Source organism: Rhodococcus sp. DK176 (assembly GCF_038447315.2).
Lineage (GTDB): Bacteria > Actinomycetota > Actinomycetes > Mycobacteriales > Mycobacteriaceae > Rhodococcus_F > Rhodococcus_F jostii_A.
Genome location: NZ_CP118321.2, coordinates 675,197 through 700,973 on the forward strand (window position 1 = coordinate 675,197; position 25,777 = coordinate 700,973).

A 25,777-nucleotide genomic window follows, 5' to 3' on the forward strand; every position below is an offset into this window, starting at 1 on the left:
GCCTCCTTACCTTGCCGCCGAGGCGGTTCCGTCCAGCACCCGCGTGCGCAGCCGCGGATCGAGCAGCGGATAGATGACGTCGACCACGAAGTTGACGACCACGAAGACGATGGCCGCAAAGACCACCACCGCCTGCACGAGCATCACGTCCTGCGTGCGGACCGCCGTCTCGGTCAGCCTGCCCAGGCCGGACCGCGAGTAGATGGTTTCCACGATCACGGCGCCCGCCAACAGATTGCCGAGGGTGAGTCCGGCAATCGTCAGCGCAGGCAGGCTCGCGTTCTTGAGTACGTCGCGGACCAGAACCCACAGTCGGCTGGCGCCCTTCGCCACGGACACCGTGACGTAGGGAGCCCCCAGCCCGAGCTCGAAGTTCTTCAACAGTAGCTGAGCAATGGGCGCCGACACCGGTATCGCCAGCGTGACTGCGGGCAGCACGAGAGAGGCGACGCCGTCGTTACCGATCGGGGGGAACCACCGCAGTTGGAACGAGAAGACCTGCAGGATCGCCAGCCCGACCAGGAACACCGGTACCGACACACCCGCGGCGGGAAGCGACGCGATGGCCTGCGACAGCCACCTGCTGCGGGTGTACGCCGCCGACAGTGCAATGACGAACGCCACGATCACCGCGAGCACCAACGCGACGCCGGCCAGGATCGCGGTCTGCGGCAACACCGCGAAGATCATCGACCACACGTTCTCCCCCGTGCGCACCGAATGACCGAAGTCCCCGAGCAGCGCACCGAACAGTCGCGTGGCGTACTGCACGACCACCGGCTGATCGAGCCCGTAATGTGCGCGGGCAGCTTCCTTGTCGGCGTCGCTGACCAGTTCCGCCTCGCTGGGATCGAACATGAGGTCGACCGTGTCGTACGGGAGGACGTACAGCAGGACGAATGTGAGCGAGTACGCCGCCCACACGACGAACAGCGACTGACCCAGCTTGGCGAGAATGTATCGTCCCATTCGTCAGCCCTGCTCTATCCACGTGTCGTAGAAGACGTTTCGCGACTGTGCCTCGTAGCCCAAGTTGTGCACCTTCGGGTTGGCTGCCGTCACCTGAGCCGGGTTGTAGACCGGCACGCTGAGGACCTCCTCGTTGAGGACGAAGTCCTGCGCGGCCGCCGCCGCAGCGCCACGCTGTGCCGGATCGAGCGTCTCGTTCACCGCGCGGAACGTATCGATCGCCTTCTGCCGGACGGGGTTGTCCGAAGTGATGTTGGCACCGTTGGTGAACAACGGAGAGTACGTCTGTTCGAGTACCGCCACGTCCGATCGGCTGGTGTTGAACACCTGGATGTTCCATTTACCCTGCAGCTTGCTCGCCGCCTGGTAGTCGGGAATGGGAAGGACCTGCAGCTGCAGGTCGACGCCGATATCGCGCAGGTCCTGCTGGATGAGTTCGAATGCCGGCTTGTTGATCACCAGGTTGTTGATCGCGAGCAAGCTCAACGTGAGCGTCTTCCCGTCGGCGTCGACGCGAATGCCGTCCGGGCCCTCTTTCCAGCCGGCCTGCTCCAGTATCTGTCTCGCCTTGTCCTGGTCCTCGACCAGTCGATCACTGAAGTCCGCATACCCCGGTACACGCTCCGAGACCACCGAGGACGACGGCCGGTAGCTGTCGGTCAGGACCGTTTTCGCGAGCGCGTCCCGGCTCCATCCGAGCTTGACGGCCTCGCGCACGGCGAGCTGGTTGGTCGGGAAGAGATCGGTCTTGAAGTCGAAGGCGATGTCGCGGCCCGGAATCAGCTGTGGAACGATCTGATACCCCTCGGCGCGAAGCGGCGCCTCGTCCGTGGTGTTGACGTCCAGAATGGCGTCCACCTCACCGGAGCGCAACGCCCCCGTCCGGACTCCGGCCTCGGGGATGACCAAGACTTCCACCGAGTCGAGGTATGCGTCACCGTTGTGGCCTCGGCTGGCGGGCGCCCAGTCGTATCCTTCCCGTTTCCTCAGGACGGTCTTCTCCTGGTAGACGTGTTCGGTCACGACGAACGGTCCGGTGGCCACGATGTTCTGTGGAAGCGCGCGATCCTCCTTCCGCAGCTGCAGGGTCGAGTGCCCGAGGATCCCAGCGAAGTACATCGAAAGACCCTGGAGGAAACCGGCACTCGGCTTGTCGAGGGTGACCGTGACCGTGCTGGGATCGATCACCTGCGTCCCGACGTACCCACCCCAGTACGCGGATACCGGAACGACTCCGAGCTCCTTGTTGCCGAAGCCGAGGAGATCGAAGTTCTCCTTCACGGAGTCCGCGGTCAAGGGAGTGCCGTCGCTGAACGTCACGTCGTTCCGCAAGTGGAACGTGAACTCCGTCAGGTTCTCGTTGACGTCCCAGGACGTAGCCAGCCAGGGTTCGAGGGCTCCCGATGCGGGATTCTGATAGACGAGCTTGTCACTGATATTGCTGGTGATCAGCGACTCCGGGTACGAGCTGCCGGAATGCGGATCGAGGTTCGCGGGCGCGTCGAGGACTGCGAACCGCAGTGTTCCTCCGGGAACCGGATCGCCACCGGCGTTCGAGGAGGCCACCGATCGGGATGCGGCGCAACCGGTGAGCACCAGTGCTACGGCAGCCGTAGCGGCAATCAGAGCTGTTGCTCTGCCGACGAATCTTCGGGTCATCTGACGGAACTCCTCAATGCGGGGACGAACAGGGGTGAGACGAGACGTGCGCGTGGCGCGCCGGAACCGCACCGGCAACGGCCGGGCGGAGAAAGGCGGAACGAGAGGGGAGGTACGCACTCCGAGTCGAGCGCCTACAGGCGCCCTGTCATGCGATCAGCGACAACAGTGGAACGCAGCGGAGGAGAACAGGGGGCCTGGGGCGCTCATCACGTTCTTCCTTCCGCGTCTCGACACTCGTCACAACTGGCGACCAGCTGAGTGTGCACAGTGCGGGAATCGCGAACAACCAACCTGAACTACGAGATTCCTTAAGATTGACTCAAGTGAACGACGCGGGGTAACCCGCCGTCGACCGGGACCGTCGCACCGATCCTCAGGTCGTCTCGGTTTCGGCGGCCAGGGAGCGGAGGGCCTCGACCCGGGTGCCCACGACGTGTCGCCGGGCCAGTTCTTCCGCTCCGTCCGCGTCTCGAGCTCGGAGCGCCTGGTAGAGCTGCTCGTGCTCGCCGCACATGGTGTCGCCGTCGTCGCGGGTCGAGGTGAGGTGGAACAGCCGTCGCAGTCGCGCGTCGAGTGGCGCCATCAGATCTTGCAGCAGGGGGTTGTGGGATGCCTCGACGATCGTCCGGTGGAAGTCCGCGTTGAGCGCGACGACCTGGCGGGTCTTTCCGGTCTCCGCGGCGGCGCGGGAACGGGCCACGATGGCACGCAGGGCATCGAGTTCGTCGGCGGTGGCGTGCAGCGCTGCCAGCCGCGCCGCCAGCCCCTCGAGGCTCTCACGCACATCGAACAGGTGCTCGGCCGCGGCCGCGTCGAATTTCGCGACCACGGCGCCGCGTCGTGGTGCCACCGTCACGAATCCCTCGGATTCCAATCGCTGCAGCGCCTCGCGCAGTGGGATCCGTGACAGGCCGAACTCCTCGGAGAGTTCCCGCTCGACCAGCCGGAACCCGGCCGGATATCGGCCTTCGATGATGCGTTCGCGCAATTCGATGTAGGCGCGATCTCGCAGTGACTGATGGGTGCCCCCGATCGAGGCGGAGCGCTGCGCGGTGCGGCGGGTGGTCATTGCGCGACTCCAGGTTCGAGGGATGGGCCTGCTCGGTCGCAGACTCTCCCTCGCATCATTGCAGGCTTCGGTGATCTCTTCCGCACCCGGGTCATTTGGTATACCGTAGACCAAACTTCGTCCCGGACATTCGAAACAAACCAACTCTGACCTGCACATTGATACCCCTATGCCTACACCCGGAGACACACTGATGCATCACTCGATCGGCACCGTGCACGATCCCACCGCGCCCGACACCGCGACACCCACGGCGTTGGAAGACGTCACTCTTCCCTGCGGCCGACGCGCCGACGTCGTACTCCACGGCGATCGGATCGAATCCGTCGACGATCACCGGCCCGGCCACCACCGGCCCGGCGCCTATCGCCTCGGCGGCGCCCTACTACTCCCCGCGCTCGTCGACGGACACTGTCATCTGGACAAAACCCTGCTCGGCTCCCCGTGGCAGCCTCACCGAACCTCACCGACGCTGCGCGAACAGATCGCCACCGAGCGACTATCGCGCCGCAACACGCAGGCGCCGGCCACCGAACGCGCCGCAGCCCTCGCCCGGCGCATGGTGTCGCTCGGAACCGGGCACGTGCGCTCCCACGTCGACATCGACCCGGACGTGCAACTCACAGGACTGCACGCACTCCTCGCGGTGCGAGAACAGTTCCGCACGCGACTCGGTATCCAACTCGTCGCCTTTCCCCAGAGCGGGGTCGTCACCGCCCCGGGAGTGGCCGACCTCCTCGATGCCGCACTCGCCGACGGCGCCGACGTCATCGGAGGACTCGACCCCGCCGGATTCGACGGCGATGTCGACGGTCAGCTGAACGTCGTCTTCGGGCTCGCGGAGCGGCACGGCGCCGGTGTGGACATCCACCTCCACGACGGCGGTGAGGCAGGCGCCCACCAGCTACGCGAAATTGCCACGCGAACAAAAGCATTGGGTCTGGGCGGGAAGGTCACCGTCAGCCACGCCTATGCGCTCGGGCAACTCGACGACCACGACCTGGACCGGGTGGCCGAGGCGCTCGCCCGAGCCGGAGTCGCGATCATGACCAACGGCCCGAGCCGGTCGATGCCTCCGGTGCTCCGTCTGCGTGAACACGGAGTCCGGGTCTTCGCCGGATCCGACAACATCCGTGACACCTGGTGGCCGTACGGGACCGCCGACATGCTCGAACGCGCAACCATCATCGGCCTGCAGGGCGAGCTGATGACCGACGACGACCTCCGGTACGCCGCCGCCCTCGCCACCGACGAGGCGGCAGCCGCACTCGGCCTGACCGATTACGGGCTGGCTCCCGGCAAACGCGCCGATGTGGTGGCCGTCGCCGCGGGCAGTGTCCCCGAAGCCGTTGCCTCCCATCCCGAACGACTTCTCGTCCTCCACGGGGGCCGGATCGTCAGCCCGACGCCACTCACCACCATCCGCATTCAGCCACCGACCTTCGAGGATTCCCGTGATCACTGACCGAAACGTCTCCCAAGCCGAGGCCCCCGCGCAGAAGACCGCCGACGGCCGGCTCGCCGCCGGTCGAATCGGTACGTTCGACCTCGTTTTCTTCGTTGTCGCCGCCGCTGCCCCGCTGACCGTGCTGGCGGGAGTCGCGCCCTTTGCGATCGGGATCGGAGGAGCCGGTGCCCCGCTCGCCTACCTGATCGCGGGTGCGCTGCTCACGCTGTTCGCGGCCGGCTTCACCGCGATGAGTCTCTATGTGCGCAACGCCGGCGCCTTCTACGCCTACGTCGCGCGGGGCCTCGGCCGCAGCCTCGGCGTCGGAATCGCATACATCGCCGTCATGTCTTACAACCTCATCACACCGGGGGTCGCCGCCACCTTCGGCTACTTCGCGGCCGGGACTATCCGCAGTGCGACGGGCGCCGACGTCCCGTGGTGGGTGTTGTCGGGCGTCTGTGTTGCCGCCGTCGGTGTGCTCGGCTGGCTGAAGGTCACACTCAGCGCCAAGGTTCTCGGTGTCGCCCTGATCCTGGAGGTGGCGTCGCTGCTCGTCATGAATGCGGGCATCCTCGGCGAACGCGGGTTGGCCGCACTCGATGTGAAGTCCTTCGATCCGGGCACGCTCGCGACCGGAGGGGTGGCCGGGATGTTCGTTCTGGTGATCGGCGCATTCACTGGTTTCGAGGCGACGGCGATCTACGCGGAAGAGGCACGTGATCCGAAGCGGACGGTCCCGCGCGCCACCTACATTGCCGTCGGGTTCCTCGCACTGTTCTACGCCGGCGGGGTGTGGCTGATCATGGGCGCCTTCGGCACCGACACCGCGGTCGCGATGGCCGGTTCGGCGGCGGGGCCCGATCTCACCTTCGAGGCGGGTGGACTGTTCGTCGGTGCGTGGCTGGCCGACACCATGCACGCTCTCATCATCGTCAGCGCGTTCGCCGCGGCTCTGGCCTTCCACAATGCCGCCGCCCGTTACCTCTTCGCCCTCGGCCGGGAGGGGCTCCTGCCGCGGTTCCTGGGAAGGGTGTCTGCGCGCCACGGCTCACCGAGTGGCGCCGTGATCGCGCAGACCGGCTTCAGCGCGGTGATCGTCCTCGCCGGCGCTGCGTCCGCGGTGGATCCGTACTCGGTGGTGTTCTTGTGGACCAACAGCATCGGCGTCCTCGGCATCATGGCGATGCAGGCATTCGCCGCACTCGCGGTGTACGCCTTCTTCCGCCGCGACCGGCGGGGTCTGTCGGCGGCAAGAGTGGTGTGGGCGCCGCTGATCTCCTGTGCCGGACTCACAGTTCTCACCGTGCTCGCGATCGTGCACTTCGACCTGCTGACGGGACGCTCCGGGTTCGTCAACGTCCTTCTGCTCGCACCGTTGCCGATTGTCGCGGCGGCGGGCTTGTACGTCGCCCTGCGCATCCGCCGCAGCGATCCGGCACGCTACGCATCACTCACCAGCGTCGACGTGGAACGGGACCGAGAAACACGATGACCGTCGAAGACACCACCGTCACCGTCTTCCGCGACGTCCGCCCCTTCGGCGGCGCGGCGAGAGACCTGATCGCCGTGAACGGCATACTGGCACAGAGTATTCCCGACGGAGCCGCCGTCGACTACGTCGACGGCCTCGGGAAGACCGCCGTGCCGACCCTGGTCGACGCCCACATCCATCCGGACAAAACCGCGTGGGGCGAGCCGTGGTACAGCAGGCGGACTGCGCACGCGATCGAGGAACTCGTTGCCGGCGACGTCGAACTCCACCACGCCCAACCACCCGTCGCGGACCGAGCCCTCCGGCTGATGTCGCACGCCGCCACCCTCGGGACACGAGCGATGCGGGCGCACGTGGACGTGGCGCCCGCGTACGGGCTCGCCGGGGTGGAAGCGGTGGCCACCGCCCGGGATGCCCTGCGCCACGCGATGGACGTCCAGATCGTCGCATTCCCACAGCACGGTGTCGACCGGACCCCAGGCACCGCGGGACTGCTCGAGGTGGCCGCCGAGAGCGGGCTGATCGACGTGATCGGTGGCATCGACCCCGCCGGTTTCGACCACACCCCCGGCGGAACGGGACGAGACCCCCGCCAACTCGACATCGTCTTCGGGATCGCCAAAAGACACGGATTGCCGATCGACATCCACCTCCACGACACCGGCGAGACGGGTGCCGCGACTCTCACCGACATCGCCCAGCGCACCAGAGCGGCCGGCTTGCAGGGCCGGGTCACGGTCAGCCACGCCTTCGCCGTAGCTGAATTGTCTTGCCACTCACTGGAGTCGACGGCGGACCTGCTGGCGGAGGCGGACATCGCACTGACGACGGCAGCGCTGTCCGCGACAACGGTATTGCCCTTCCGCCACCTGTCGCAGCGCGGTGTCCGAGTCGGGCTCGGGTCGGACGGCGTTCGCGACAACTGGAGCCCATTCGGTAACGCGGACATGCTGCACCGCGCGTGGCTGCTCGGCTGGGCACTCGACGCACGCCTCGACGCGGACCTCGAGGCGTGTTACACGCTCGCCGCCGACGGCGGTGCTGCCGTCATGGGGCTACCGCGGGCCGACCTGCAACCGGGTTCGCCTGCCGACTTCATGTTGCTGGACGGAGAATGCGTGCCGCAGATCGTCGTCGACGTCCCCCGTCGAGACACGGTGGTGCGGGCAGGCCGGGTCGTGGCTCGCGACGGCCTGCTCCTCTGAATCGTCCACGAGGGTTGGCGCCGGTCAGGACCGCAGGGGCGCTTGCAGCAGGGTCCGGTCGTCGCCCGGGGCGCTCACTCCGAGCATCGTCGCATCCGACATCGGCAGCCCCACCGCCAACTGCATCGACATCGTCTTGTCGCCGCCGGCGATGAAACTGCCGGCATTCATGCGACTTCCGTCGGAGCGTTGGAGCCAGACGTTGTAGGTGCGGCCCTGCGGGAGTCCGGCGACGTCGAGGCTGATTCCGGTTCCCCACGCCCTGTTCTCCACCCGCGCGGAGGCATCCACACCTGCGGCGAGGACCGTGAAGGCCACCGGCTGCCCGGGCGGGGCCGTCGGGGTGCCCCCGCGCAGGAAGAACCCGCCGGCCACCAGGCCGACGGCGATCACGACGGCCGCGGCGGCGACCGCGATCCGGTGGTACCGCTTCCGCCCGCGTTCGCGGTCGACCGCCCCGAAGATCGCGTCGGGCAGCGTCGATGACGGCCGGGGTGCAGGTTCGGTGATCCGGTCCGGGTCCGCCGCCGACAGAGCAGCCGCCACCGGCGTCAGCGGACGCAACTCGGTGCGGCACCTCGGGCAGCCGTCCAGGTGGGCGCGAAGCGTGATCGTCTCGCTGTCGTCGAGGCGACCGAGCGCGTACATCCCCAGCATGGTGCGCATCTGCTGGCAGCGGTCAGTAATCACCATGCCACCCCATTTCTTCGAGTACGAGTCGGAGAGCCTTCAGCGCGTAGTACACACGACTGCGGACGGTGCCCACGGGAATGCCGAGCTGCGCGGCGACCTCGGCGGCGGGCCGGTCGCGCAGGTGAATCTCGACCAGCACCGAGCGGTGCTGATCGGACAGCCGCCGCAACGCCTCTTCCATCTCGAGCCCCACCAGCAGTTGTTCGAGGGGACGCTCGGGTGCGGGCAGCTCGGGTGGTGCGGCGTCGGCCAGCTCGGGTCGGGCGGCACGAGCCCGGATCGCGTCGATCACCACGTTGCGGCAGATCGCATACAGCCAGGTCCGGAGCGTAGCGCGCCGCGGGTCGTACCGGTCCGCGCGCCGCCACGCCCGCAGAAACGTCTCCTGCACCGCCTCCTCCGCGCGGCCCCGGTCTCCGAGGGACCGGTAGGCGAGGGCGAACAGTTCCCTCCCGTGTTCGTCGTAGGCGGCCCGCAACACCGTCTCGTCATCCAAGCCGCCCTCGGACTGGTCCCCGCGTGTGCGCACGATACGAAGCCGCACCACTCACCTCCCGAAACACCGGATACGGCGTCGGCCCGCCCGACACCCACCGAGGAGTACGGGCGTGGGCGTCGCGGCGTTCATCTCGAATTCTGCCACTCGGGTGTGCGGAGGTGACTGCGGCCGCTGAACGTGGGTCGCCGACCATCCGTACTCCCCAGCGCCGAACGATCCGGCACACGGAACGAACGAATGGAGACCCACGACGATGCTGAAGAAGTCGATTCTTGCGGCGGCCGGCGCCGGCGCCACGATCGCGCTGATGTCGGCGTGCGGCGCCGCCACCGACGACGCCCAGCGCCCGATGCCGCCGTCAGCCTCCGCCGCCGGGCAGGTGGAACTCGGCACCCGGGACACCGCCCTCGGTACGGTGCTCACCGACGGAGACGGTTTCACGCTCTACCGATTCGACGAGGACACCCCGGGCACCATCCGGTGCACCGGCCCCTGCGCCGAGATCTGGCCTCCCACGCTCGGAGCACCCCAGCCCGACGCCACCCTCTCCGCCCGCGCGGGTGCCACGACGCGGCCGGACGGAACCGAGCAGATCACCTACGACGGCCACCCGCTGTACCGTTTCGCGAAAGACACCGCCCCCGGGCAGACGGGCGGCGACGGCGTCAAGGGAACCTGGCACGTGGTGACGGTCGACTCCGCCCGTGGATGACGCCACCACACCCCCGGTTCAGGCGCCGCGCCCCGCGGTCAGTCGCCGCAGTGCGCTGCTCGGCCTGGCCGCGGTGGGCGCCATTGCGGCAGTGGACGTCGGCGGGTTCCTCTGCGCGGCGGGGACACTGGACGCCGACGCGCTGACCCCGGCACGGCTGACCGACCGGTTCGAGGAGGTCGCCGGGCATCACGACGGATTCCGGCGCAATCACGCCAAAGGGGTCGGCGCGACCGGATATTTCACCGCCACCGGCGCCGGGTCCATAGTCTCCACCGCCAGCGTTTTCCGGGCCGGACGCATCCCGGTGACCGGCCGGTTCTCACTCTCGGGTGGGAATCCGTCCACTCCGGATGCCGACGACACGGTCCGGGGGCTTGGGTTGGCGTTCGACCTCCCCGATGGCGAGCAGTGGCGCACCGCGATGATCAACACCCCGGTGTTCCCCGACCGGACACCCGACGGCTTCTACGAGCGGTTGCTCGCCTCGAAACCGGACCCGGCCACCGGCAAACCCGATCCGGATCGCATGGCGGCGTTTCTGTCCCGCCATCCCGAGACCGCGGCGGCGATGAACTTCATCCGACAGCATCCACCGACCTCCGGGTTCGACAACAGCACCTTCTACGGTCTCAACGCCTTCCATTGCACCAACGACGCCGGAGTCATGGTTCCGGTTCGGTGGACACTGGTCCCCGAGCAACCGGCCCGCTCCCCCGGCCTGCCGCCGCTGGGGCGCGACCATCTCTTCGACACACTCACCGCGGCAGTCTCGCGTGCGACGTTGCGGTGGCGGATGCTGCTCACCATCGGCCAGCCGGGCGATCGGACCGACGACGCCACCCGGCCGTGGCCGCCGACCCGGCAGGTCCTCGACGTCGGCACAGTGACCATCGAGGCGGTCCGGACCGAAGCGCCGCACAACGCGCGGGACCTCAACTTCGATCCGCTCATCCTCCCCACGGGTATCGCACCCTCGGACGATCCCCTGCTCAGCGCCCGCTCCGCGGTCTACACCGAATCGTTCACCCGCCGGTCCGGGGAGCCCGAACCGCCGGCCTCCGTCGACGTGGATGGGGTGCGCGATGACCACTGACCCGACCGACCGCCCGCTCCGGTTCGCGCCGACCGTCCGGTTGCTGCACTGGGCGATGGCGGTCATGGTGATTGCACAACTGCTCGTCGGCGCCGTCATGGTGACGACACTCGACCACTACCATCTGCTGCGCGCGGTGCACGTCCCGTTGGGCGCCGCGATCCTCGTCCTGGTCATCGTCCGCATCGGCAACCGGCTGGTGTGCCGCACGCCCGCACCACCCGCCACCATGGGACCGGTCGAGCGCCGGGTCGCAACCGCGTCGGAGTACCTGCTGTACGGGCTGCTCGTGATCCAGCCACTCACCGGGTGGGCCATGCTCTCGGCCGGTGGCAACCCGATCACCCTTTACCAGCATCTGCACCTGCCCACCCTGCTTGCACCCGATCCCACCGTCTACGCGGTACTGAGGCGGGCTCACACCGCATTCGCCTACCTGCTGTTCTTCACCTTCACCGCACACATGACCGCCGTCCTCTTCCATGTACTGGTCCTGAAGGACAGGCTCCTCGACCGGATGGCGCCCTGGCGCACTCGCCGAGAGTCTTCGCCTACCGCTTCCCGACCGGCACCGGCGCGGATCGTCGATGACGTTGCTGCAGAGCAGGATTGAGAATAGTGGAGACCGCCACGATCGTGGACTCAGCTGTCGCGCGGCCTGCCGCGGCCGCGGAGGTCGCACCATCGCGCGGACGTCCGCGGGTGGGTTGACCGCCGGAAGATACGGGACTTGCCCCAGACAGGGGTTCGGCCGGGAATGCTCTCACATTCTCGGCCGGATCTCTGCTTCTCGAGTGTTTCACCGTTGCCGATTACTCTCTCGATCCGCAACTTCCAATGTACGCGCGAATGGCGGCCCACCGCAATGGCACGTTTCTGCCGTTCGTCGCCGCGAGCGGGACCGTGGGTTACTTGACCGCCGTCAGGTACGTGGACCGCTCCGACAGATCGGCAAGTTCTTCGGGGAGATCCGCGACCGGCCGGCCGTAGGCAGCCGCCAGCTCGAGCGAAGTGGACCACCGCACCGACCAGCCGTGCCCGGTCAACCACTGCGCCGGATCGGCCCGCTCGTCACCGTAGAACAGTTCGGAGATGTCGAGGTCGCCGAACGGATTCTCGGCGAAATACTTCGCCCTGATGGCGTCGAAGCGTTGCATATCGGTTCCCGCCGCGAAGTTGTCCACGGCAAGGTGGCTACCGGGGCCGGAAAGCTCGTCGATCCGCTCGAACAGCGCATCGTGCGCTGCGCCTGGGAGGTAAGCCAGTAGCCCCTCCACCGACCACGCGGTCGGCTTGCCAGAGTCGAAGCCTGCGGATTCGAGGGCGGCAGGCCAGTCGTCTCGAAGATCGACGGCCACCGGGCGACGATCAGCCTTCGCCGTAGCCCCATGATCGGCGAGGACCTCCGCTTTGAATTCCAGCACCTGTGGTTGATCGACCTCGAAGACCGTCGTACCGGTCGGCCAGTCCAAGCGATACGCCCGGGCGTCCAACCCGGCCGCGAGGATCACCGCCTGCGAAACCCCCGCGCCCGTGGCTGACGAGAAGAACTCATCAAAGAATCTGGTCCGAGAACCCATGAAGCCCGAGAATGGCATGTCCCCGAGTAACGACGGGTCGGCCAACAGCCCGGTGAAATGCGGTTCACCCGCCGCTTCGACGAACCACCGCGCGTAGTCGTCCTGAATCAGCGCGTCGGGGCGCACTGTCTCCAACGCCCGAAATGTCGCCACTCCCAACGCGGTCAGGCCCACGCTACTGACGATGTCCCAACTGTCTCCATCGGTTCGCATCGCTGAAATACCTTCCCGATCTTGTCGCAATTCGGAGCCGACGACCGAGCAGCGCAGACCGGCGACGAGGCCGGAGAAGTTCGGTAAGGCCTCACCGAAATCCGGGCCCAGCGTGATCGACCGAACCCGCGCAATTCTACGCTCGGGCCATCGCAATCAGCCGGAGCCGATTCGCCGACCTCGCACCCGCTCGGTCACATTCCCACTCACCGCCAAGGTGACCAGGCCGAGTGGCACGGGACCGAACATGTGGTGTACAACATAGTCGGCCACGATGTGAAACAGATCACAACCGTGACCGTGAGGCACACATATCGGTAACCGACGAAAGCAGGACACATGGCGACAACCTCGATTGCCCCGACGACTCCCACCGGACGGCAGACGCCCCGGCGCAGCGGCACCATGAGCACCGCGGAGATCAAGTCGAGGATCGAGGCCATGTTCGCCGACGACCGCAGGCCCACCCGCCCCGCGGTCACGAACTGACGAAGCTCGCCGCCGCGGACGAGGACTCTCTAGCGGATCAGTTGAATCGCTCGATGGAAATTGACGATTGGCGTGTTCGAGACCGTCAGTTCCGATGGTTCACCTGGAGATTTCGACAATTTCAGGAATGGGGCCTCGTCTTCGCTCGAACACAGATGGAAGAGGCTCCCGCACGTCGTCCGTAGTGTTCGGAATCATGGTCGAGAACGTCGCATCGGTGCACATCAACGGACCGTCAGACCCTCGCCGGCTAGGTCAGCGTGTCGAACACTCGAACAGGGTTTCCGCAGGGTGCACGGGCCGTAACCGGCGAGCTCGACTGATGCTCATCCAATCAGTTCCTTGATGAGCGGCTTGATCGGTGCCTCCGGCGGTGTGTTCCTGGGAAGCGTCTACGTAGATCTCACACTATCTACCACTTGCGTGGCGCGTGGGAGATGGACGTGTGTCACGGCTACCCGCATCACCGTGCGGCGGTACGGGTTTGACCGTGTCCCACACCGACGCTTGTGGTGCAGGAACATGCTGTTTCGGAGTCACCCCCATCCGCTGTGGTGCGATCGGCAGGCTGTGGCGGACCCGGCGGTGTCGCGGCCGACGCGGTGTGGGACTTTTCTTGTGGCGGCACTGGCGCACGGGCGCGTGCTCGGCGACCCGGATCGCGGGCAACTGCCCACGCCGGGGGGTGACGTTGTTCTTGCCGAGGAGCGCGCGTTTGGCCAGGTTCACCCCGGCGATGTGGTCGCGGTTGCCGCCGACCTTGCAGCGAGTACACCACGCGTCGTGGTAGCCGCCGGGGCGTGCAAGTGGTTCGTCGCAGCCCGGACACAATGCGGACGATCCTCGGGCGGGCACCGAGACCACCGCGATACCGACCTCCGCGGCGGTGTGGGCGAGGGCGACCACGGCTTGGCGGCGGGCGGACTGCGCGGCCCGGTTGTTGTTGACGTGTCCGTGTCCGCGGGTCTCGAGGGTGGTGAGATCTTCCACTGCGATCAGCTGTGCCTGGGCGTCGACGGCGTAGTCGGTGGCCTGGCGGGCGAAGTGGAACGCCAGTTCCCGGTTGATCTTCCCCCGCTTGGCACCCACCGCGGTGCGGTGCTCGTCGAGGACGGCGATCTTCGCCTCCAGCTCGGCGCGGACCTCCGGTGGGGCGGTGGCGGCCAGCCGTGTCAAGCGAGCAGCTTTGCGGTGCAGCATCTGCCCTTCGGTCTGTAGGCGGGCCAGCTTCGCCCCGAGGCCGCGGTCGTCGTACGTGAAACCCCGATAGTCCGAGACCAGACCATCCGGGGTTTCGGTGGCGACGGCAGCAGCACCGAGTGTGGACGGGGACCAGTCCACGCCCACCGCCGTCGTTCCCGATCTCATATCCGCGACGGGGACTGCTTCGGTGGCAGCGCACCGCAACAGCAGACCTCGGTGGTCGAGATGAAGGGTCGGGAGATGCCACTCGCCGATCGGCCGCGCGTGCAGGTGCGGTGGGATCGCGGCGGTCACCCGGACTCGTCGCCACTGCGCGCGTCCTTCCGGGGCGGGAGTGGTGGGTAGTGTGACGGTCAACGTCATGACGGCGTCGGTGACGGTGATGTGTGCGAGTTGTCGATCCGCTGCGGAAAGCCGAGCCATCGCCGAGGTCTGGGGTGGTGCTTGCACGTCGGTGATCCGCAGGCGCTCCGCGGCCACGCCGGCGGTGCGGTGTGAGCGCGCGGTGAGCTGCCGCACCACACCTCGGGCGTATCCGCACGGGACGTACTCCGCAGCAGTAGTGGGTGCGGCGATGCGGCCGGTGGCCGGGTCGAACCGGGCCGACAGTGCGGTGATCGCGGTGTCTCGGTATGCCAGAGCCCGCAAAGTGCCTACTGCCTGCGCGGTCACCACCCGCGTGACACGCGACGGGACGTAGACACCGTCCGGGTAGTGCGGGGTCCAGCCGAGACGCGCAGCAGCGACATGACCTTGCATCGGGAGTTTTCGGCCTCGGCTGTCACATCCGGCGGCGAGGACATCGAAGGTGGCCGGTTGCCACAGCCGCGACAGCAGGTGCGCTTCGGCGCCCGAGATCAGGTCGAGCATCCACCCGACACGAACGTCGAGGTCGTCGAGCCCGATCAGCGCACCGGTCGCGTCATCGACAGCCAGGTAGGGGCGGGTGGTGAACGAGAACTGCCGCAGCGCAGTGAATCCGGTATCGGCCATCAGCTAGTCCCTCTCCCATCGTGCTGCCGCATCGCCGAAGAAGTCGACGTTGACTCTGCATCGACCGCAACTGGTAGAAACGGCCGGAAACTAAGCGAGCACTGCCATGAAGTCATCCATCAGCTCCTCCACCAGCGACTTGTCCCCATGCTCACGCAGGACCTCGACCTTAACCCCGAGCACCGACAGGTAACGCTCGATCCACGCCACCGCCAAACCGCGCCAACCGATCCCGCCACACCACTCGCCCCACCGTAAAGTGACCCCTGACTGCGTCGTCGAGCATCCGATTCAGTCCCGCTCGGGTCTCCCGCACACCTGAACCACGATCCTCGGAGATCGACGTCCGGGGAGCCGGCACTTCCCCACGCCATGCGCTGTACCTGATGGAACCCAAGCTGGGACTGAGCCCGTACCACGACGCGATACGCATCGCCGGCGTATTCGAACTACCTGCCCGCGACGAACGGGTCCCCGAGCGACGGATCCGACGCCTCGTGGACCGGGTACACCCGTACTTGGCAGGATGGACCCCCGACACGAAGGTCGAAATTCGGTCCGGTAGAGCCGGATTACGACCCGCCACACCCGACAGCTTGCCGTTCATCGGCCCGGTTCCCGGTCACCGCGGCCTCTACCTTGCCGCCGGCCACGGCATGTTGGGTGTCACGCTGGCACCTGCCACAGCTGAGGGGATCGCCGACATGGTTACCACCCGTCGAATCCTGGAAGCGATGCTTCCTTTCCAGTTGGCAGGACGCATCTGATGACAGAATCAGGTGCACCACGGTTCGTTGCGGACGCTGATCCCGCCCGGGACGCACGGATGACCGTAGGGATCGCGAGGGGGAGGACGTATTCGAATGCGACGCGTCGTACGGGCCTTCTGGGGGCCGCGGCCGGAGCCGGTCGAAACGCTGGCAGGACGGTGGCGGCAGACGTTGGAGCACGTCACGGAACTGCTGCCGGCGGCCGCGCCACCGGTGCGAGGCGAGTGGCGGCAGGTTCACACGTCGGGACCGGACACCACCTGTTCGCCGAACGACCTGACAGCGGTACTCCTGGACGCGCAGCGCGCTGAAGCGTGGTCGGATCTGACGGGAACCGGATTGCGGCTGATACACACCGGTGCGGACGGGTGGGCGGTCGAATTGTCCGGCGTGGCGGGTGGTGTCCCGCAGTTTCTCCTGCAGTCGCTGGTGATGGCGGTCGACGCGCCCGAAGGCACCGTCGTCCCCGAATCCGAATTACTCGCAATGCTTGCGTCGGTGTGGGAACCGGACTTCGGTGACGTGAGCGACGACGACATTCTCGATGCCCTCGAAGACGACGCCGGGTTCACCGTCGGCGATCCTGTCGTCGGCCGGTTCGGCTATCTGTCCGCGGCCCGCGCCGTCCTGGTACCCGACGGCCCGGAGGCGGTCCGTCAGGACACGCTGGACGGCGGCGTGCTTCTGCACATTGCAGCACCGGGCGACATCGACACGATCTTTCGCGTGTACGGCCGACTACGGGACGCCGGCGCACTCGCGCCACTCCCACGGCCGCTGGACCGGCCGACACTGTGACGAGGTGCGCCGCGAGCGCTGTGCACGACACGCCCGGATACCGCAACTACCAGCCCCCGACCCCGGGTTCGGACGAGACCCGAAAAAACTCTTCGGGCGGCATGTCGAGAAATCCCGACCGGCTCCGTCTCCACAATGAACGCGACCACAATGGGCCGCACCACCACCGAGGAGAAACACAATGGCCAAGTATCTTCTGCTCGAGCACTACCGCGGCGCCCCGGCTGCGGTCAACGACGTGCCGATGGACCAGTGGACGCCGGAGGAGATCTCGGCCCACATCCAGTACATGCAAGACTTCGCGGACCGACTCGAAGGCAGCGGCGAGTTCGTCGACGGTCAAGCGCTCGCCCCCGACGGAATGTTCGTCCGCTACGACGGCGAGGGTCGCCCACCGGTCACCGACGGCCCCTTCGCCGAGACCAAGGACCTCATCGCCGGCTGGATGATGATCGACGTCGACAGCTACGAACGCGCCATCGAGCTGGCAGGAGAGCTCTCCGCTGCTCCAGGGGCGGGAGGGAAACCGATCCATGAGTGGCTCGAAGTACGCCCTTTCCTCACCGAGCCGCCCACCATCGCTGACTGACCCCCTCCTCCGGCCAGTACCCCGAAGGTGCTCGCCGATCCTCGGCCGCCGCGGACTCCACCCCACGGCGGCCGAGGCGGTGCGAGACGGAACCGCACCCCGCAACCGACGCATGAGATGTTCTTCTATTCATCGAGCCTCTCGGAGGCAGAAAGGTGGTGGCTCGCTACGCGAGTCCAGGTGCCCGATGACGGACAAGACCGACTTCAAGAAGACCCTCGCCGCCTACCAGGCACCACGCGGCGAGTTCCGGATCGTGGATGTGCCCGACCTGCAATACCTCATGATCGACGGTCACGGCGACCCCAACACCTCACCGGCATTCAGCGACGCCGTCGAAGCTCTCTACCCCCTCGCGTACAAGCTGAAATTCGCCAGCAAGCGCGACCTCGGCCGCGACTATGTCGTCCCTCCGCTCGAGGGGTTGTGGTGGGCAGACGACATGGACTCCTTCACCACGGTGCGGGACAAGTCGCGATGGGACTGGACGATGATGATCATGACCCCGAACTGGGTCGACCAGGCCATGTTCACCACCGCTGTCGACCAGGTCGGTGCCAAGAACCGCCCGGTACGCCTCGACGACGTCCGACTCGCGGATCTGAGCGAAGGGCGGTGTGTGCAGACACTGCACGCCGGCTCCTTCGACGACGAAGCATCCGTGCTCGCACAACTGCACGACGATTTCATCCCGAGCAACGGACTATGTGTGTCCGGCAAGCACCACGAGATCTACCTCAACGACTTCCGCAGGATCGCGCCCGAGAAGCAGCGCACCATCCTCAGACAACCAATCACCACCCACGCCGCCTCCGGCGCCTGACAACCACCACGCCTGACAACCATCAGCACGTGACGCACTTCCGGCATACTCCGCTTTGTCAGTGCAGTAACCCCGACGCGTGCAGCCCCGTCCGCAACGCCTCGTACTCGCCGTCGTCGAGGGCAAGGAGCGGGGACCGCACGATTCTGTTCTGGAGCACACCGAGCAACTGCAGTGCCCCCTTGACCGTCGTCGCGCCGTAATTGGGGACACCCATGACCGCACGCAACGCCGGCTGCAGGCGGGCATTGATCTCCCGTGCGGTTTCGACGTCCCCCGACACGAAGGCGTCGATCATCGTGCGGATCTCGTCGCCTGCCACGTGCCCGAGAACAGAGACAACCCCGCAGGCCCCATACGCCAGGAACCCCAGGGTGAGGCTGTCGTCTCCCGAGTAGACCGCATAGCCCAATTCGCGCAACATGATCGCCTGAGTGGGGTCTCCAGCGGCATCCTTCACCGCCACCACGGACGGCCATTCCGCCATCGTCTCGAACGTCGACGGCGCCAGCTTGGTACCGGCCCGGCTGGGAATGTCGTAGACCATGACAGGAGCATCGACTGCCTCCACTACATACCGAAAGTGCTGCAGTACACCGCCCTGGCTCGGTTTGTTGTAGTACGGCGTCACCAGCAGCAGCCCGTCAGCACCGTGCATGACAGCCTGCCTCGCCAATTCCAGCGTGTGCCGTGTGTCGTTCGTTCCCACCCCGGCAACGATCTTCGCGCGGTCGCCCACCGCATCCTTGACCACTTGCAAGATCCGACCGTCCTCGGCGGTGGTAGTCGTGGCCGCCTCACCGGTCGTCCCCGAGACCACAAGGCCGTCGTGCCCATGATCGACCAGATGTACGGCGATCCGAGCAGTCGCCTCCTCATCGATCTCGCCATCCACGGTGAACGCCGTAGCCATCGCTGTAAGAACGCGCCCGAACGGAGCCACCGGCGCTGACGAATCGGTCATCGCCCTAGTGTATGCGCGACGAACGCGCGTCAACCCAGACCAGATCTCCCCCGGTCATTCACCGGGAGGGACTCGGCGTTCGAGTAGCTCAGCCAACTCGGCAATGGTGACCTCGACGGTGCCGAACAGGGGGTCACCATCCCTGGCGGCACGGGCGACAGCCCGGCCCAGACGTTCTGTGAGGTCGGCGTGCAGCTGATCGGTCATGACTGACCAGTCTCCAGGAAACCCGCACGGGGTAACCCAGTAATGCGTCCCGCAGTCCGTCCCAATTTCAAGACCGCCGGAGTGTCTTCGAATTGTGCAGAGCCCATGAGCCATTCAAGACCGGCATCACGTCCCCTGCGGGATCGGAGACCGACGGCGATGACCGTCAACAGCATCGAAGTCCCCCGGTTCAACAAAACTCGCGGAAACAATGCCAATCGGTCGGTTTCTCCTGCAGGATGCACACATCACTACTCATTGCCCTGACGAATAGGACACCGCATGCCCATGATCGCCCGTACCACCCTCCTTGCCGTGGCCACCATCCCACTGGCAGTCGCAGCGGCCGCGCCGGCATCAGCGGCCGAAACCACCGACGTCACCTTCGCCTTCACCGTTGACGGATCGACCGTCACCAACACCATCACCAACAGCAGCGGCACCACCATCGGCTGCGGAACTTCCCTCGCACCGGCACCAGACGGCGTGCTGCCGCCCCTTCGCGACGTCCTCAGCGCCGGTCAATCACTGTACGAGACAGGCGAGATTCAACCGGGGACGACGACCCAGTCGGTGATCGACGTTCCGGACGGCTCCTACGTCGCACTGGCCTCTTGCTCGCGCACCGATACCGACCCGGCCATGTGGATCTCCGACTTCCCCGGAATCGAGGACTACCTGGCACAATGGCCCGGCACGGAGTTCATCGTGCAACAAGCGTCCACGGTCGTCACCGTTGCCGGCGAGGATCCCGCACCCCCTGCCGCCGGCGACACCCTCAACCTCGACGACCTCGGCACCATCTTCGGCAGCTAACCCCCATCAGCACAACACAACACACCCGAACGCGGAGCAGACGGGGACGGGGCCGCCCGGGAACCTGCCACCTCTCCACACATTCACCGATCCAGTGAACCCACTCCCATCCGTCACGAGTGATCAATTATGTTCGAGAGATTTTCCGATCAAGCCCGCCAAGTGGTCGTCCTCGCCGCCGACATCGCCCGCGCACACCACCACGACTTCCTCGGCACCGAACACCTACTCGCCGGGATCCTCGATGGCGGCGGCCCCGCAGCGGCAGCACTGACCGCCTGGGGTGTCACCGCACCGGCTATCCGCGGCAAACTCGACACCGCCAGGACCGGCACCCGCTCAGATCCTCACCGACCTCTCACCCATCAGCATCAGCGAGATGCGTGAGCACCTACAGCACGAACTTGCCCAGCAACCCACGCTGGGCCCGCCCACCGCATCCCCATCCGGTTCAGACGACGAGTACACCCGCGCCCACCCCGCCGGCCAGAACCTCGAAACCTGGATTCACGACCGCATCATGGACGCCCTCAACCAATCCGACTAGCAGCTTCGGTGGAGGGCGAAGAACCGCGCCACCGACGTAGCCATCGGCAGGAACGCTATCGCCACCTGCGGTGACAAGCGCGCAAGCCAATACTCGGCGCGCCCCTCACGAAGATCCGTCGATCTACTTCCCGTGGCCGCACTCCGTGAAGCGAGATGACCCATCGCACGGTTGAGGTCTGCGACGCCGGGTATCCACCGGTCATGACCACCGAGCATCCGCCGCGCCGGTGTTCCCCACGGGCGGGGGAGTACCCCACCGTTCGGATAGTCGCGGCCCGCGAAGCCCAGCTGATGCGGACGCTGGGGCGGGCCGTGAACATCCTCTCGACCGCCCACGGGGCGTTCGCGGTCGGCGGGGACTGCGCCGTCTACGCCCGCGGCGGACCGCCGGCCGAGCACCAGGTGACCATCATCGCCTCGGACAATCACCTGACTGAGGCGAGGACCGCGTTGGCTGCGGGTGGGATGCGGTCCATCGTTTCATCCCGACTCGGGTCACGGCAGGTCGTCGGCGGTGACCTCCGGGTCATCCTGCTGTATCCGGCCTCTACCACCGGGACCGGGGAGGGACTCCTCGAACGGGCCGAGACGATGCGGATCGGGCAGATCTGGGCACCGGTCCTCAGCGGAACCGATCTCATGATCGACAAACTCCGTCATCTCGGTTCCCATCGGTGCGATTTCGTGCCGATGCTGCCCGTCGCCCGCGCATTGCGCGAGCAGGTCGACTGGCCCACCGTGGCGGGGGCCACTGCCGACCTCCCCTGTGCCCGAGCATTTTTGGGGCTGCTCGACGACCTGGCGGTCACAGGGTCGCTGGAGGGGCGGCCCTGACCCACAAGGGCCAGGGCCCTGCCCCGCACCAGTGTTCGACCCGTGCACAGTTCCCGAACCGGCGGATCAGCGGTTCGTGCTCACTGTTGCGCGGCCGCCAGCGTGGTGTTCAATGTCTTGCTCGGCCTCATCACGGCGTCGGCCTTCTCGCTGTCCGGCTGGTAGTAGCCGCCGATGTCAACCGGCGAGCCCTGCACCTCGATGAGCTCCCGCACGATGGTCTCCTCGTTTTCGGTCAACGCCTCGGCAAGCGTGGCGAAACGTTCCGCCAGTTCCTTGTCCTCGGTCTGCGCGGCGAGTTCCTGTGCCCAGTACAACGCGAGGTAGAACTGGCTGCCCCGGTTGTCGAGCTCGCCGGTCTTGCGCGACGGGTTCTTGTTCTCGTCCAGCAGCTTGCCGGTCGCCGCGTCGAGCGTCTTGGCCAGGATCTTGGCGTGCTCGTTGCCGGTCTTGATGCCGAGGTCCTCGAAGCTGACGGCCAGCGCCAGGAACTCACCGAGCGAATCCCATCGCAGGTGATTCTCCTCCACCAGCTGCTTGACGTGCTTGGGCGCCGACCCACCGGCACCCGTCTCGTACATGCCACCGCCGGCCATCAGCGGCACGATCGACAGCATCTTGGCGCTCGTGCCGAGTTCCAGGATCGGGAACAGGTCGGTGAGGTAGTCACGCAGGATGTTGCCGGTCGCGGCGATGGTGTCCATCCCGCGGATCAGCCGCTCCAGCGTGTACCGCATCGAGCGCACCTGCGACATGATCTGGATGTCGAGGCCCTCCGTGTCGTGATCCTGCAGGTACAGCTCGACCTTCTTGATCAGCTCGTTCTCGTGCGGGCGGTACGGGTCGAGCCAGAACAGCACCGGCATGCCGGAGTTGCGTGCCCGGGTGACCGCGAGCTTGACCCAGTCGCGGATCGGCGCGTCCTTGACGGTGCACATGCGCCAGATGTCACCCGCCTCGACCTGCTGGGTGAGCAGAACCTCACCGGTCTCGACATCCACGAAGTTGGCGTCGCCGTCCTCCGGAATCTCGAAGGTCTTGTCGTGCGAGCCGTACTCCTCGGCCTTCTGCGCCATGAGCCCGACGTTGGGGACGGTGCCCATGGTCGTCGGGTCGAACGCGCCGTTGGTCTTACAGAAGTTGATGATCTCCTGGTAGATACGCGCGAACGTGGACTCCGGCATTACCGCCTTGGCATCCTTGAGTCGCCCGTCGGCGCCATACATCATGCCGCCCGAGCGGATCATCGCGGGCATCGAGGCGTCCACGATGACGTCGCTGGGCGAATGGAAGTTCGAGATGCCGCGGGCGGAGTCGACCATGGCCAACTCCGGACGGTGCTCATGGCAGTCGTGCAGGTCCTGAATGATCTCCTCGCGCTGCGTGCTGGGCAGCGTCTCGATCTTGTCGTACAGGTCGACGAGGCCGTTGTTGACGTTGACGCCCAATTCGTCGAACAGCTTCTGATGTTTGGCGAAGGCGTCCTTGTAGAAGGTCTTCACCGCGTGACCGAAGACGATGGGGTGCGAGACCTTCATCATCGTCGCCTTGACGTGGAGGGAGAACATCACGCCCGTCTTTCGCGCATCCTCCATCTGCTCCTCGTAGAAGTCGAGCAAGGCCTTCTTGCTCATGAACATGCTGTCCATGATGTCGCCCTCGCCGAGGGCGAGCCCCTCCTTGAGAACGATCGTCTCGCCGCTCTTGGTCACCAACTCCATCCGGACCGTGCGCTGCCGGTCCAGTGTCATCGACTTCTCGCCGTGGTAGAAGTCGCCGTGCCGCATGTGCGCGACGTGGCTGCGCGAGGCCATCGACCATTCACCCATGCTGTGCGGGTGCTTGCGGACGTACTCCTTCACCGCCCGGGGTGCGCGGCGGTCGGAGTTGCCCTCACGCAGGACCGGGTTGACCGCGCTGCCGAGGATCCTGCCGTAGCGCTGCCGGATATCGCGTTCCTCGTCGGTCTTGGGGGCTTCCGGAAAGTCCGGAATCTGGTAGCCCTTGCCCTGCAGTTCCTTGATGGCGGCCAGGAGCTGCGGCACAGACGCGCTGATGTTCGGCAGTTTGATGATGTTGGTCTCGGGCAGTTGCGTCAGCCGACCCAGCTCGGCAAGGTTGTCCGGGACGCGCTGCTCTTCGGTGAGGCGGTCGGGGAACTCGGCCAGGATCCGCGCCGGTACCGAGATGTCGCTGGACTCGACCTCGATGCCCGCGGCACCGGCGAAGGTGCGCACGATCGGCAGGAAGGCGTAGGTCGCGAGTAACGGCGCCTCGTCGGTCAGCGTGTAGATGATGGTTGGATGCTTATCGGCGCTCATGGTTGTTCTCCCGCGTCAGTTCGTTCCGAGGTCGATAGGCTCCTCGTGAGGCTATCGGTCTCGCGTCGAATCCAGGTTAGGTGCGACATCATCAGAGCATATTCAAGCGCCCTATTTGGATTCACTGCGACCATTTGGTTCACCATGCGAACACTCCGCGGTCAAGTGCGCATCGATCGCGTTCACCTCATTTCCGGCAGCGATCACCGACCCCACCACCGCCGGACCTTCCCCACCATGCGCTCCACCGAGGCCGGGCGGCGCAACCGCGGACGACCGGATCCGGCGATCCGTACGTCGGACGGATCACCAGTCCGCGATCACCGGAACGACGCGGTCGCCCAAGAGTTCGAGGGGCGTGATCGACGCGACGTCCGGTACCCATCCGTGGACGTGGGTGACTCCCAGCTTCGACAAGTCCTCGAGCTGACCCAACAGTGTGTCCACGTTCTGTCCGCCCGCACCCGGGTGGAGTGGGAACATCACGGTCTTCTCGATGGCGTCGTAGTCGGTTCCGAGAGCGTCGCAGTGGCTCTTCAACACCTCCAGCTTGTGCGCGACCTCGGGTCCCCCGAACAGGTTGCAGGCCTGTGCGTACTGCGCGACCAGCCGAAGCGTCTTCTTCTCACCCCCGCCGCCGATCAGAATCGGCGGGTGTGGGCGCCGTAGCGGCTGCGGCACATTCATCGTGCGGCCGAGCTGGTAGTGCTTTCCCTCGAACGGTCCGTCGTTCTCGCTCCACATCTGCAGGCAGATCTGCAGTGTTTCCTCCAGTCGTTCGAAGCGTTCGGCCGTGGGCGGGAAGTGGAGCCCGAGTCCCACACTCTCGTCCTCGTTCCAGGCGGCGCCGATTCCCAGGTACGCCCGCCCCTTGGACAGGACGTCGAGCGTGGTCACAGCCTTGGCGAGAAGGCCTGGCTCGCGGTAGACAGTGGCGGTGACCCAGGCCAGCAAATCCACCTTCTTCGTGACGGCAGCGAGGTAGCCGAGAGTGGTGTAAGCCTCGAGCATCTCGGTATCGATCGGTCCTACCGGTTCGATCTGCCAGAGGTGATCCATGACGCTGATCTTGGCGAAACCCACGTCCTCGGCGGTGACGGCAATGCGAGACAAGTCGTGCGCGAGGGTCGACGGTCCGTCCGGAAAGGTGAAGTCGGCGATGTGCAGTCCAAGTTCCATAGCTCCACGTTAGGCTTGTCGGCTACGACTACCCAGGGATCGTCGATACCACCTTGGCCTGCCGATCGCCTGGTAGAGGGTCTCGGAGTCCTGTGGCTGTGGACGGTCCGAGGTGTGCGACGTGCTCGGTCTTGTACTCTCGCAGCGAGTTGCACGGATGAGGGGCGAACTGGATCTCTTGTCCACAAGGATCTCCTCCTAGCGACCACCCCGAATGGCGTCCACCTGCAGGCGAATTCGACCGTATCGGAAGAATGTCGAGCGATCCGCGCCCTGTTCGACCGATTCTCGTGATCGAGCCCACCGCGTTGTCGCACTCGCCGCCCACACACCGGCTTCTGACTGCAGCACAGTGCTGGATACGGATACACTCGAGCCGATCACTCGAAATCGCTGCGCGCCAACGACTAACACCCGTCCGGGCTGCGTCCAGACCTGCGCCGACACCAGCACTGAACACGCCTGCGCCTAGTGATCACTTCCACCAATCCCGTCTGCGATGCGGGACAACGACGTCGTCGAAAGCCGAAGTGTCACCGGCACCCCACCGGACACGCCTGTCCACGAGACGACGGACAGTACGGCGACGCTCGCGACGGAGA

General features: G+C 66.2%; 25 protein-coding genes and 1 pseudogene. 15 read left to right on the forward strand and 11 right to left on the reverse strand.

Going from position 1 to position 25,777, the window contains the following annotated elements; translation table 11 throughout:
* Positions 1-6 precede the first annotated feature (6 nt).
* The 3 genes from PSR88_RS03035 to PSR88_RS03045 form a co-directional block, all read right to left on the reverse strand.
* Positions 7-969 (reverse strand): ABC transporter permease, encoded by a 963-nt coding sequence (locus PSR88_RS03035; RefSeq protein ID WP_016880843.1) that lies wholly within the window; start codon positions 967-969, stop codon positions 7-9.
* Positions 970-972: 3 nt separating this feature from the next.
* Entirely contained in the window at positions 973-2,628 is a 1,656-nt protein-coding gene (locus PSR88_RS03040) for an ABC transporter substrate-binding protein (protein ID WP_083853030.1), read from the reverse strand.
* Positions 2,629-3,004: 376 nt separating this feature from the next.
* Complete coding sequence (locus tag PSR88_RS03045; RefSeq protein ID WP_016880841.1) at positions 3,005-3,700, reverse strand: GntR family transcriptional regulator; 696 nt, start codon at positions 3,698-3,700, stop codon at positions 3,005-3,007.
* Between the two features lie 193 nt (positions 3,701-3,893).
* Here PSR88_RS03045 and PSR88_RS03050 point away from each other — a divergent pair, with 193 nt between their 5' ends.
* From PSR88_RS03050 to PSR88_RS03060, 3 genes are read left to right on the forward strand one after another with little or no spacing between them, the layout of a single operon-like run.
* Positions 3,894-5,165: an amidohydrolase family protein gene (locus PSR88_RS03050; RefSeq protein ID WP_016880840.1), complete on the forward strand. Its 1,272-nt coding sequence runs from the start codon at positions 3,894-3,896 to the stop codon at positions 5,163-5,165.
* Positions 5,155-6,642 carry an APC family permease gene (locus PSR88_RS03055; RefSeq protein WP_016880839.1) on the forward strand — a complete coding sequence of 496 codons (1,488 nt, stop codon included), beginning with the start codon at positions 5,155-5,157 and terminating at the stop codon, positions 6,640-6,642. Before PSR88_RS03050 ends, PSR88_RS03055 begins: the two co-directional genes overlap by 11 nt.
* Positions 6,639-7,847: an amidohydrolase family protein gene (locus PSR88_RS03060; protein ID WP_016880838.1), complete on the forward strand. Its 1,209-nt coding sequence runs from the start codon at positions 6,639-6,641 to the stop codon at positions 7,845-7,847. The genes PSR88_RS03055 and PSR88_RS03060 overlap by 4 nt, the downstream gene beginning before the upstream one ends.
* A 24-nt stretch (positions 7,848-7,871) precedes the next feature.
* Here the strand turns inward: PSR88_RS03060 and PSR88_RS03065 are convergent, their stop codons facing one another.
* Both PSR88_RS03065 and PSR88_RS03070 read right to left on the reverse strand, forming a co-directional pair.
* On the reverse strand, positions 7,872-8,540 hold the full coding sequence (locus PSR88_RS03065; protein WP_016880837.1) for an anti-sigma factor domain-containing protein: 669 nt from the start codon (positions 8,538-8,540) through the stop codon (positions 7,872-7,874).
* The gene (locus PSR88_RS03070; RefSeq protein WP_192815045.1) at positions 8,527-9,084 is read right to left on the reverse strand and encodes a sigma-70 family RNA polymerase sigma factor; all 558 of its coding nucleotides are present in this window, start codon (positions 9,082-9,084) and stop codon (positions 8,527-8,529) included. The genes PSR88_RS03065 and PSR88_RS03070 overlap by 14 nt, the downstream gene beginning before the upstream one ends.
* 208 nt (positions 9,085-9,292) lie before the next feature.
* Between PSR88_RS03070 and PSR88_RS03075 the strand changes: the two genes are divergently transcribed.
* From PSR88_RS03075 to PSR88_RS03085, 3 genes are read left to right on the forward strand one after another with little or no spacing between them, the layout of a single operon-like run.
* The gene (locus tag PSR88_RS03075; protein ID WP_016880835.1) at positions 9,293-9,751 is read left to right on the forward strand and encodes a hypothetical protein; all 459 of its coding nucleotides are present in this window, start codon (positions 9,293-9,295) and stop codon (positions 9,749-9,751) included.
* A complete protein-coding gene (locus tag PSR88_RS03080; RefSeq protein ID WP_016880834.1) occupies positions 9,744-10,847 on the forward strand; it encodes a catalase family peroxidase in 1,104 nt (367 codons plus the stop codon). The genes PSR88_RS03075 and PSR88_RS03080 overlap by 8 nt, the downstream gene beginning before the upstream one ends.
* Positions 10,837-11,460, forward strand: a complete 624-nt coding sequence (locus PSR88_RS03085) for a cytochrome b (RefSeq protein WP_016880833.1) — start codon at positions 10,837-10,839, stop codon at positions 11,458-11,460. Before PSR88_RS03080 ends, PSR88_RS03085 begins: the two co-directional genes overlap by 11 nt.
* Positions 11,461-11,755: 295 nt before the next feature.
* Here PSR88_RS03085 and PSR88_RS03090 read toward each other — a convergent pair whose 3' ends face one another.
* Positions 11,756-12,640 (reverse strand): class I SAM-dependent methyltransferase, encoded by an 885-nt coding sequence (locus tag PSR88_RS03090; protein WP_029538234.1) that lies wholly within the window; start codon positions 12,638-12,640, stop codon positions 11,756-11,758.
* A 339-nt stretch (positions 12,641-12,979) separates the two neighbouring features.
* Here PSR88_RS03090 and PSR88_RS03095 point away from each other — a divergent pair, with 339 nt between their 5' ends.
* Positions 12,980-13,129: a hypothetical protein gene (locus PSR88_RS03095; protein WP_009473232.1), complete on the forward strand. Its 150-nt coding sequence runs from the start codon at positions 12,980-12,982 to the stop codon at positions 13,127-13,129.
* A gap of 392 nt (positions 13,130-13,521) precedes the next feature.
* Here PSR88_RS03095 and PSR88_RS03100 read toward each other — a convergent pair.
* A pseudogene (locus PSR88_RS03100) lies at positions 13,522-15,325 on the reverse strand (zinc ribbon domain-containing protein).
* A gap of 386 nt (positions 15,326-15,711) precedes the next feature.
* On the opposite strand from PSR88_RS03100, the gene PSR88_RS03105 reads away from it, so the two are divergent.
* The 4 genes from PSR88_RS03105 to PSR88_RS03120 all read left to right on the forward strand — a co-directional run bounded on the left by PSR88_RS03105 (position 15,712) and on the right by PSR88_RS03120 (position 18,305).
* Complete coding sequence (locus PSR88_RS03105; RefSeq protein WP_011593864.1) at positions 15,712-16,092, forward strand: NAD(P)/FAD-dependent oxidoreductase; 381 nt, start codon at positions 15,712-15,714, stop codon at positions 16,090-16,092.
* Positions 16,093-16,188: 96 nt separating this feature from the next.
* Positions 16,189-16,893, forward strand: a complete 705-nt coding sequence (locus PSR88_RS03110) for a hypothetical protein (protein ID WP_016880830.1) — start codon at positions 16,189-16,191, stop codon at positions 16,891-16,893.
* A 181-nt stretch (positions 16,894-17,074) separates the two neighbouring features.
* Positions 17,075-17,482, forward strand: a complete 408-nt coding sequence (locus PSR88_RS03115; RefSeq protein ID WP_016880829.1) for a YciI family protein — start codon at positions 17,075-17,077, stop codon at positions 17,480-17,482.
* 187 nt (positions 17,483-17,669) lie between these two features.
* On the forward strand, positions 17,670-18,305 hold the full coding sequence (locus PSR88_RS03120) for a GyrI-like domain-containing protein (protein ID WP_016880828.1): 636 nt from the start codon (positions 17,670-17,672) through the stop codon (positions 18,303-18,305).
* 58 nt (positions 18,306-18,363) lie between these two features.
* On the opposite strand, the gene dapA is transcribed toward PSR88_RS03120, so the two are convergent.
* Both dapA and PSR88_RS03130 read right to left on the reverse strand, forming a co-directional pair.
* Positions 18,364-19,269: a 4-hydroxy-tetrahydrodipicolinate synthase gene (dapA, locus tag PSR88_RS03125; RefSeq protein WP_009473241.1), complete on the reverse strand. Its 906-nt coding sequence runs from the start codon at positions 19,267-19,269 to the stop codon at positions 18,364-18,366.
* Positions 19,270-19,323: 54 nt separating this feature from the next.
* A complete protein-coding gene (locus PSR88_RS03130; RefSeq protein ID WP_016880827.1) occupies positions 19,324-19,476 on the reverse strand; it encodes a hypothetical protein in 153 nt (50 codons plus the stop codon).
* Between the two features lie 282 nt (positions 19,477-19,758).
* On the opposite strand from PSR88_RS03130, the gene PSR88_RS03135 reads away from it, so the two are divergent.
* From PSR88_RS03135 to PSR88_RS03150, 4 genes are all read left to right on the forward strand, one after another.
* Complete coding sequence (locus PSR88_RS03135) at positions 19,759-20,292, forward strand: hypothetical protein (protein WP_011593869.1); 534 nt, start codon at positions 19,759-19,761, stop codon at positions 20,290-20,292.
* Between the two features lie 129 nt (positions 20,293-20,421).
* On the forward strand, positions 20,422-20,679 hold the full coding sequence (locus PSR88_RS03140) for a Clp protease N-terminal domain-containing protein (protein ID WP_029538231.1): 258 nt from the start codon (positions 20,422-20,424) through the stop codon (positions 20,677-20,679).
* The gene (locus PSR88_RS03145) at positions 20,672-20,839 is read left to right on the forward strand and encodes a hypothetical protein (RefSeq protein WP_016880825.1); all 168 of its coding nucleotides are present in this window, start codon (positions 20,672-20,674) and stop codon (positions 20,837-20,839) included. The genes PSR88_RS03140 and PSR88_RS03145 overlap by 8 nt, the downstream gene beginning before the upstream one ends.
* A gap of 203 nt (positions 20,840-21,042) precedes the next feature.
* Positions 21,043-21,675 carry a hypothetical protein gene (locus PSR88_RS03150; RefSeq protein ID WP_029538228.1) on the forward strand — a complete coding sequence of 211 codons (633 nt, stop codon included), beginning with the start codon at positions 21,043-21,045 and terminating at the stop codon, positions 21,673-21,675.
* 80 nt (positions 21,676-21,755) lie between these two features.
* Here PSR88_RS03150 and PSR88_RS03155 read toward each other — a convergent pair whose 3' ends face one another.
* Together PSR88_RS03155 and PSR88_RS03160 are read right to left on the reverse strand one after the other, a co-directional pair.
* Complete coding sequence (locus PSR88_RS03155; RefSeq protein ID WP_009473244.1) at positions 21,756-23,996, reverse strand: NADP-dependent isocitrate dehydrogenase; 2,241 nt, start codon at positions 23,994-23,996, stop codon at positions 21,756-21,758.
* Positions 23,997-24,302: 306 nt separating this feature from the next.
* Complete coding sequence (locus PSR88_RS03160; protein ID WP_011593872.1) at positions 24,303-25,175, reverse strand: LLM class F420-dependent oxidoreductase; 873 nt, start codon at positions 25,173-25,175, stop codon at positions 24,303-24,305.
* Positions 25,176-25,777 lie beyond the last annotated feature (602 nt).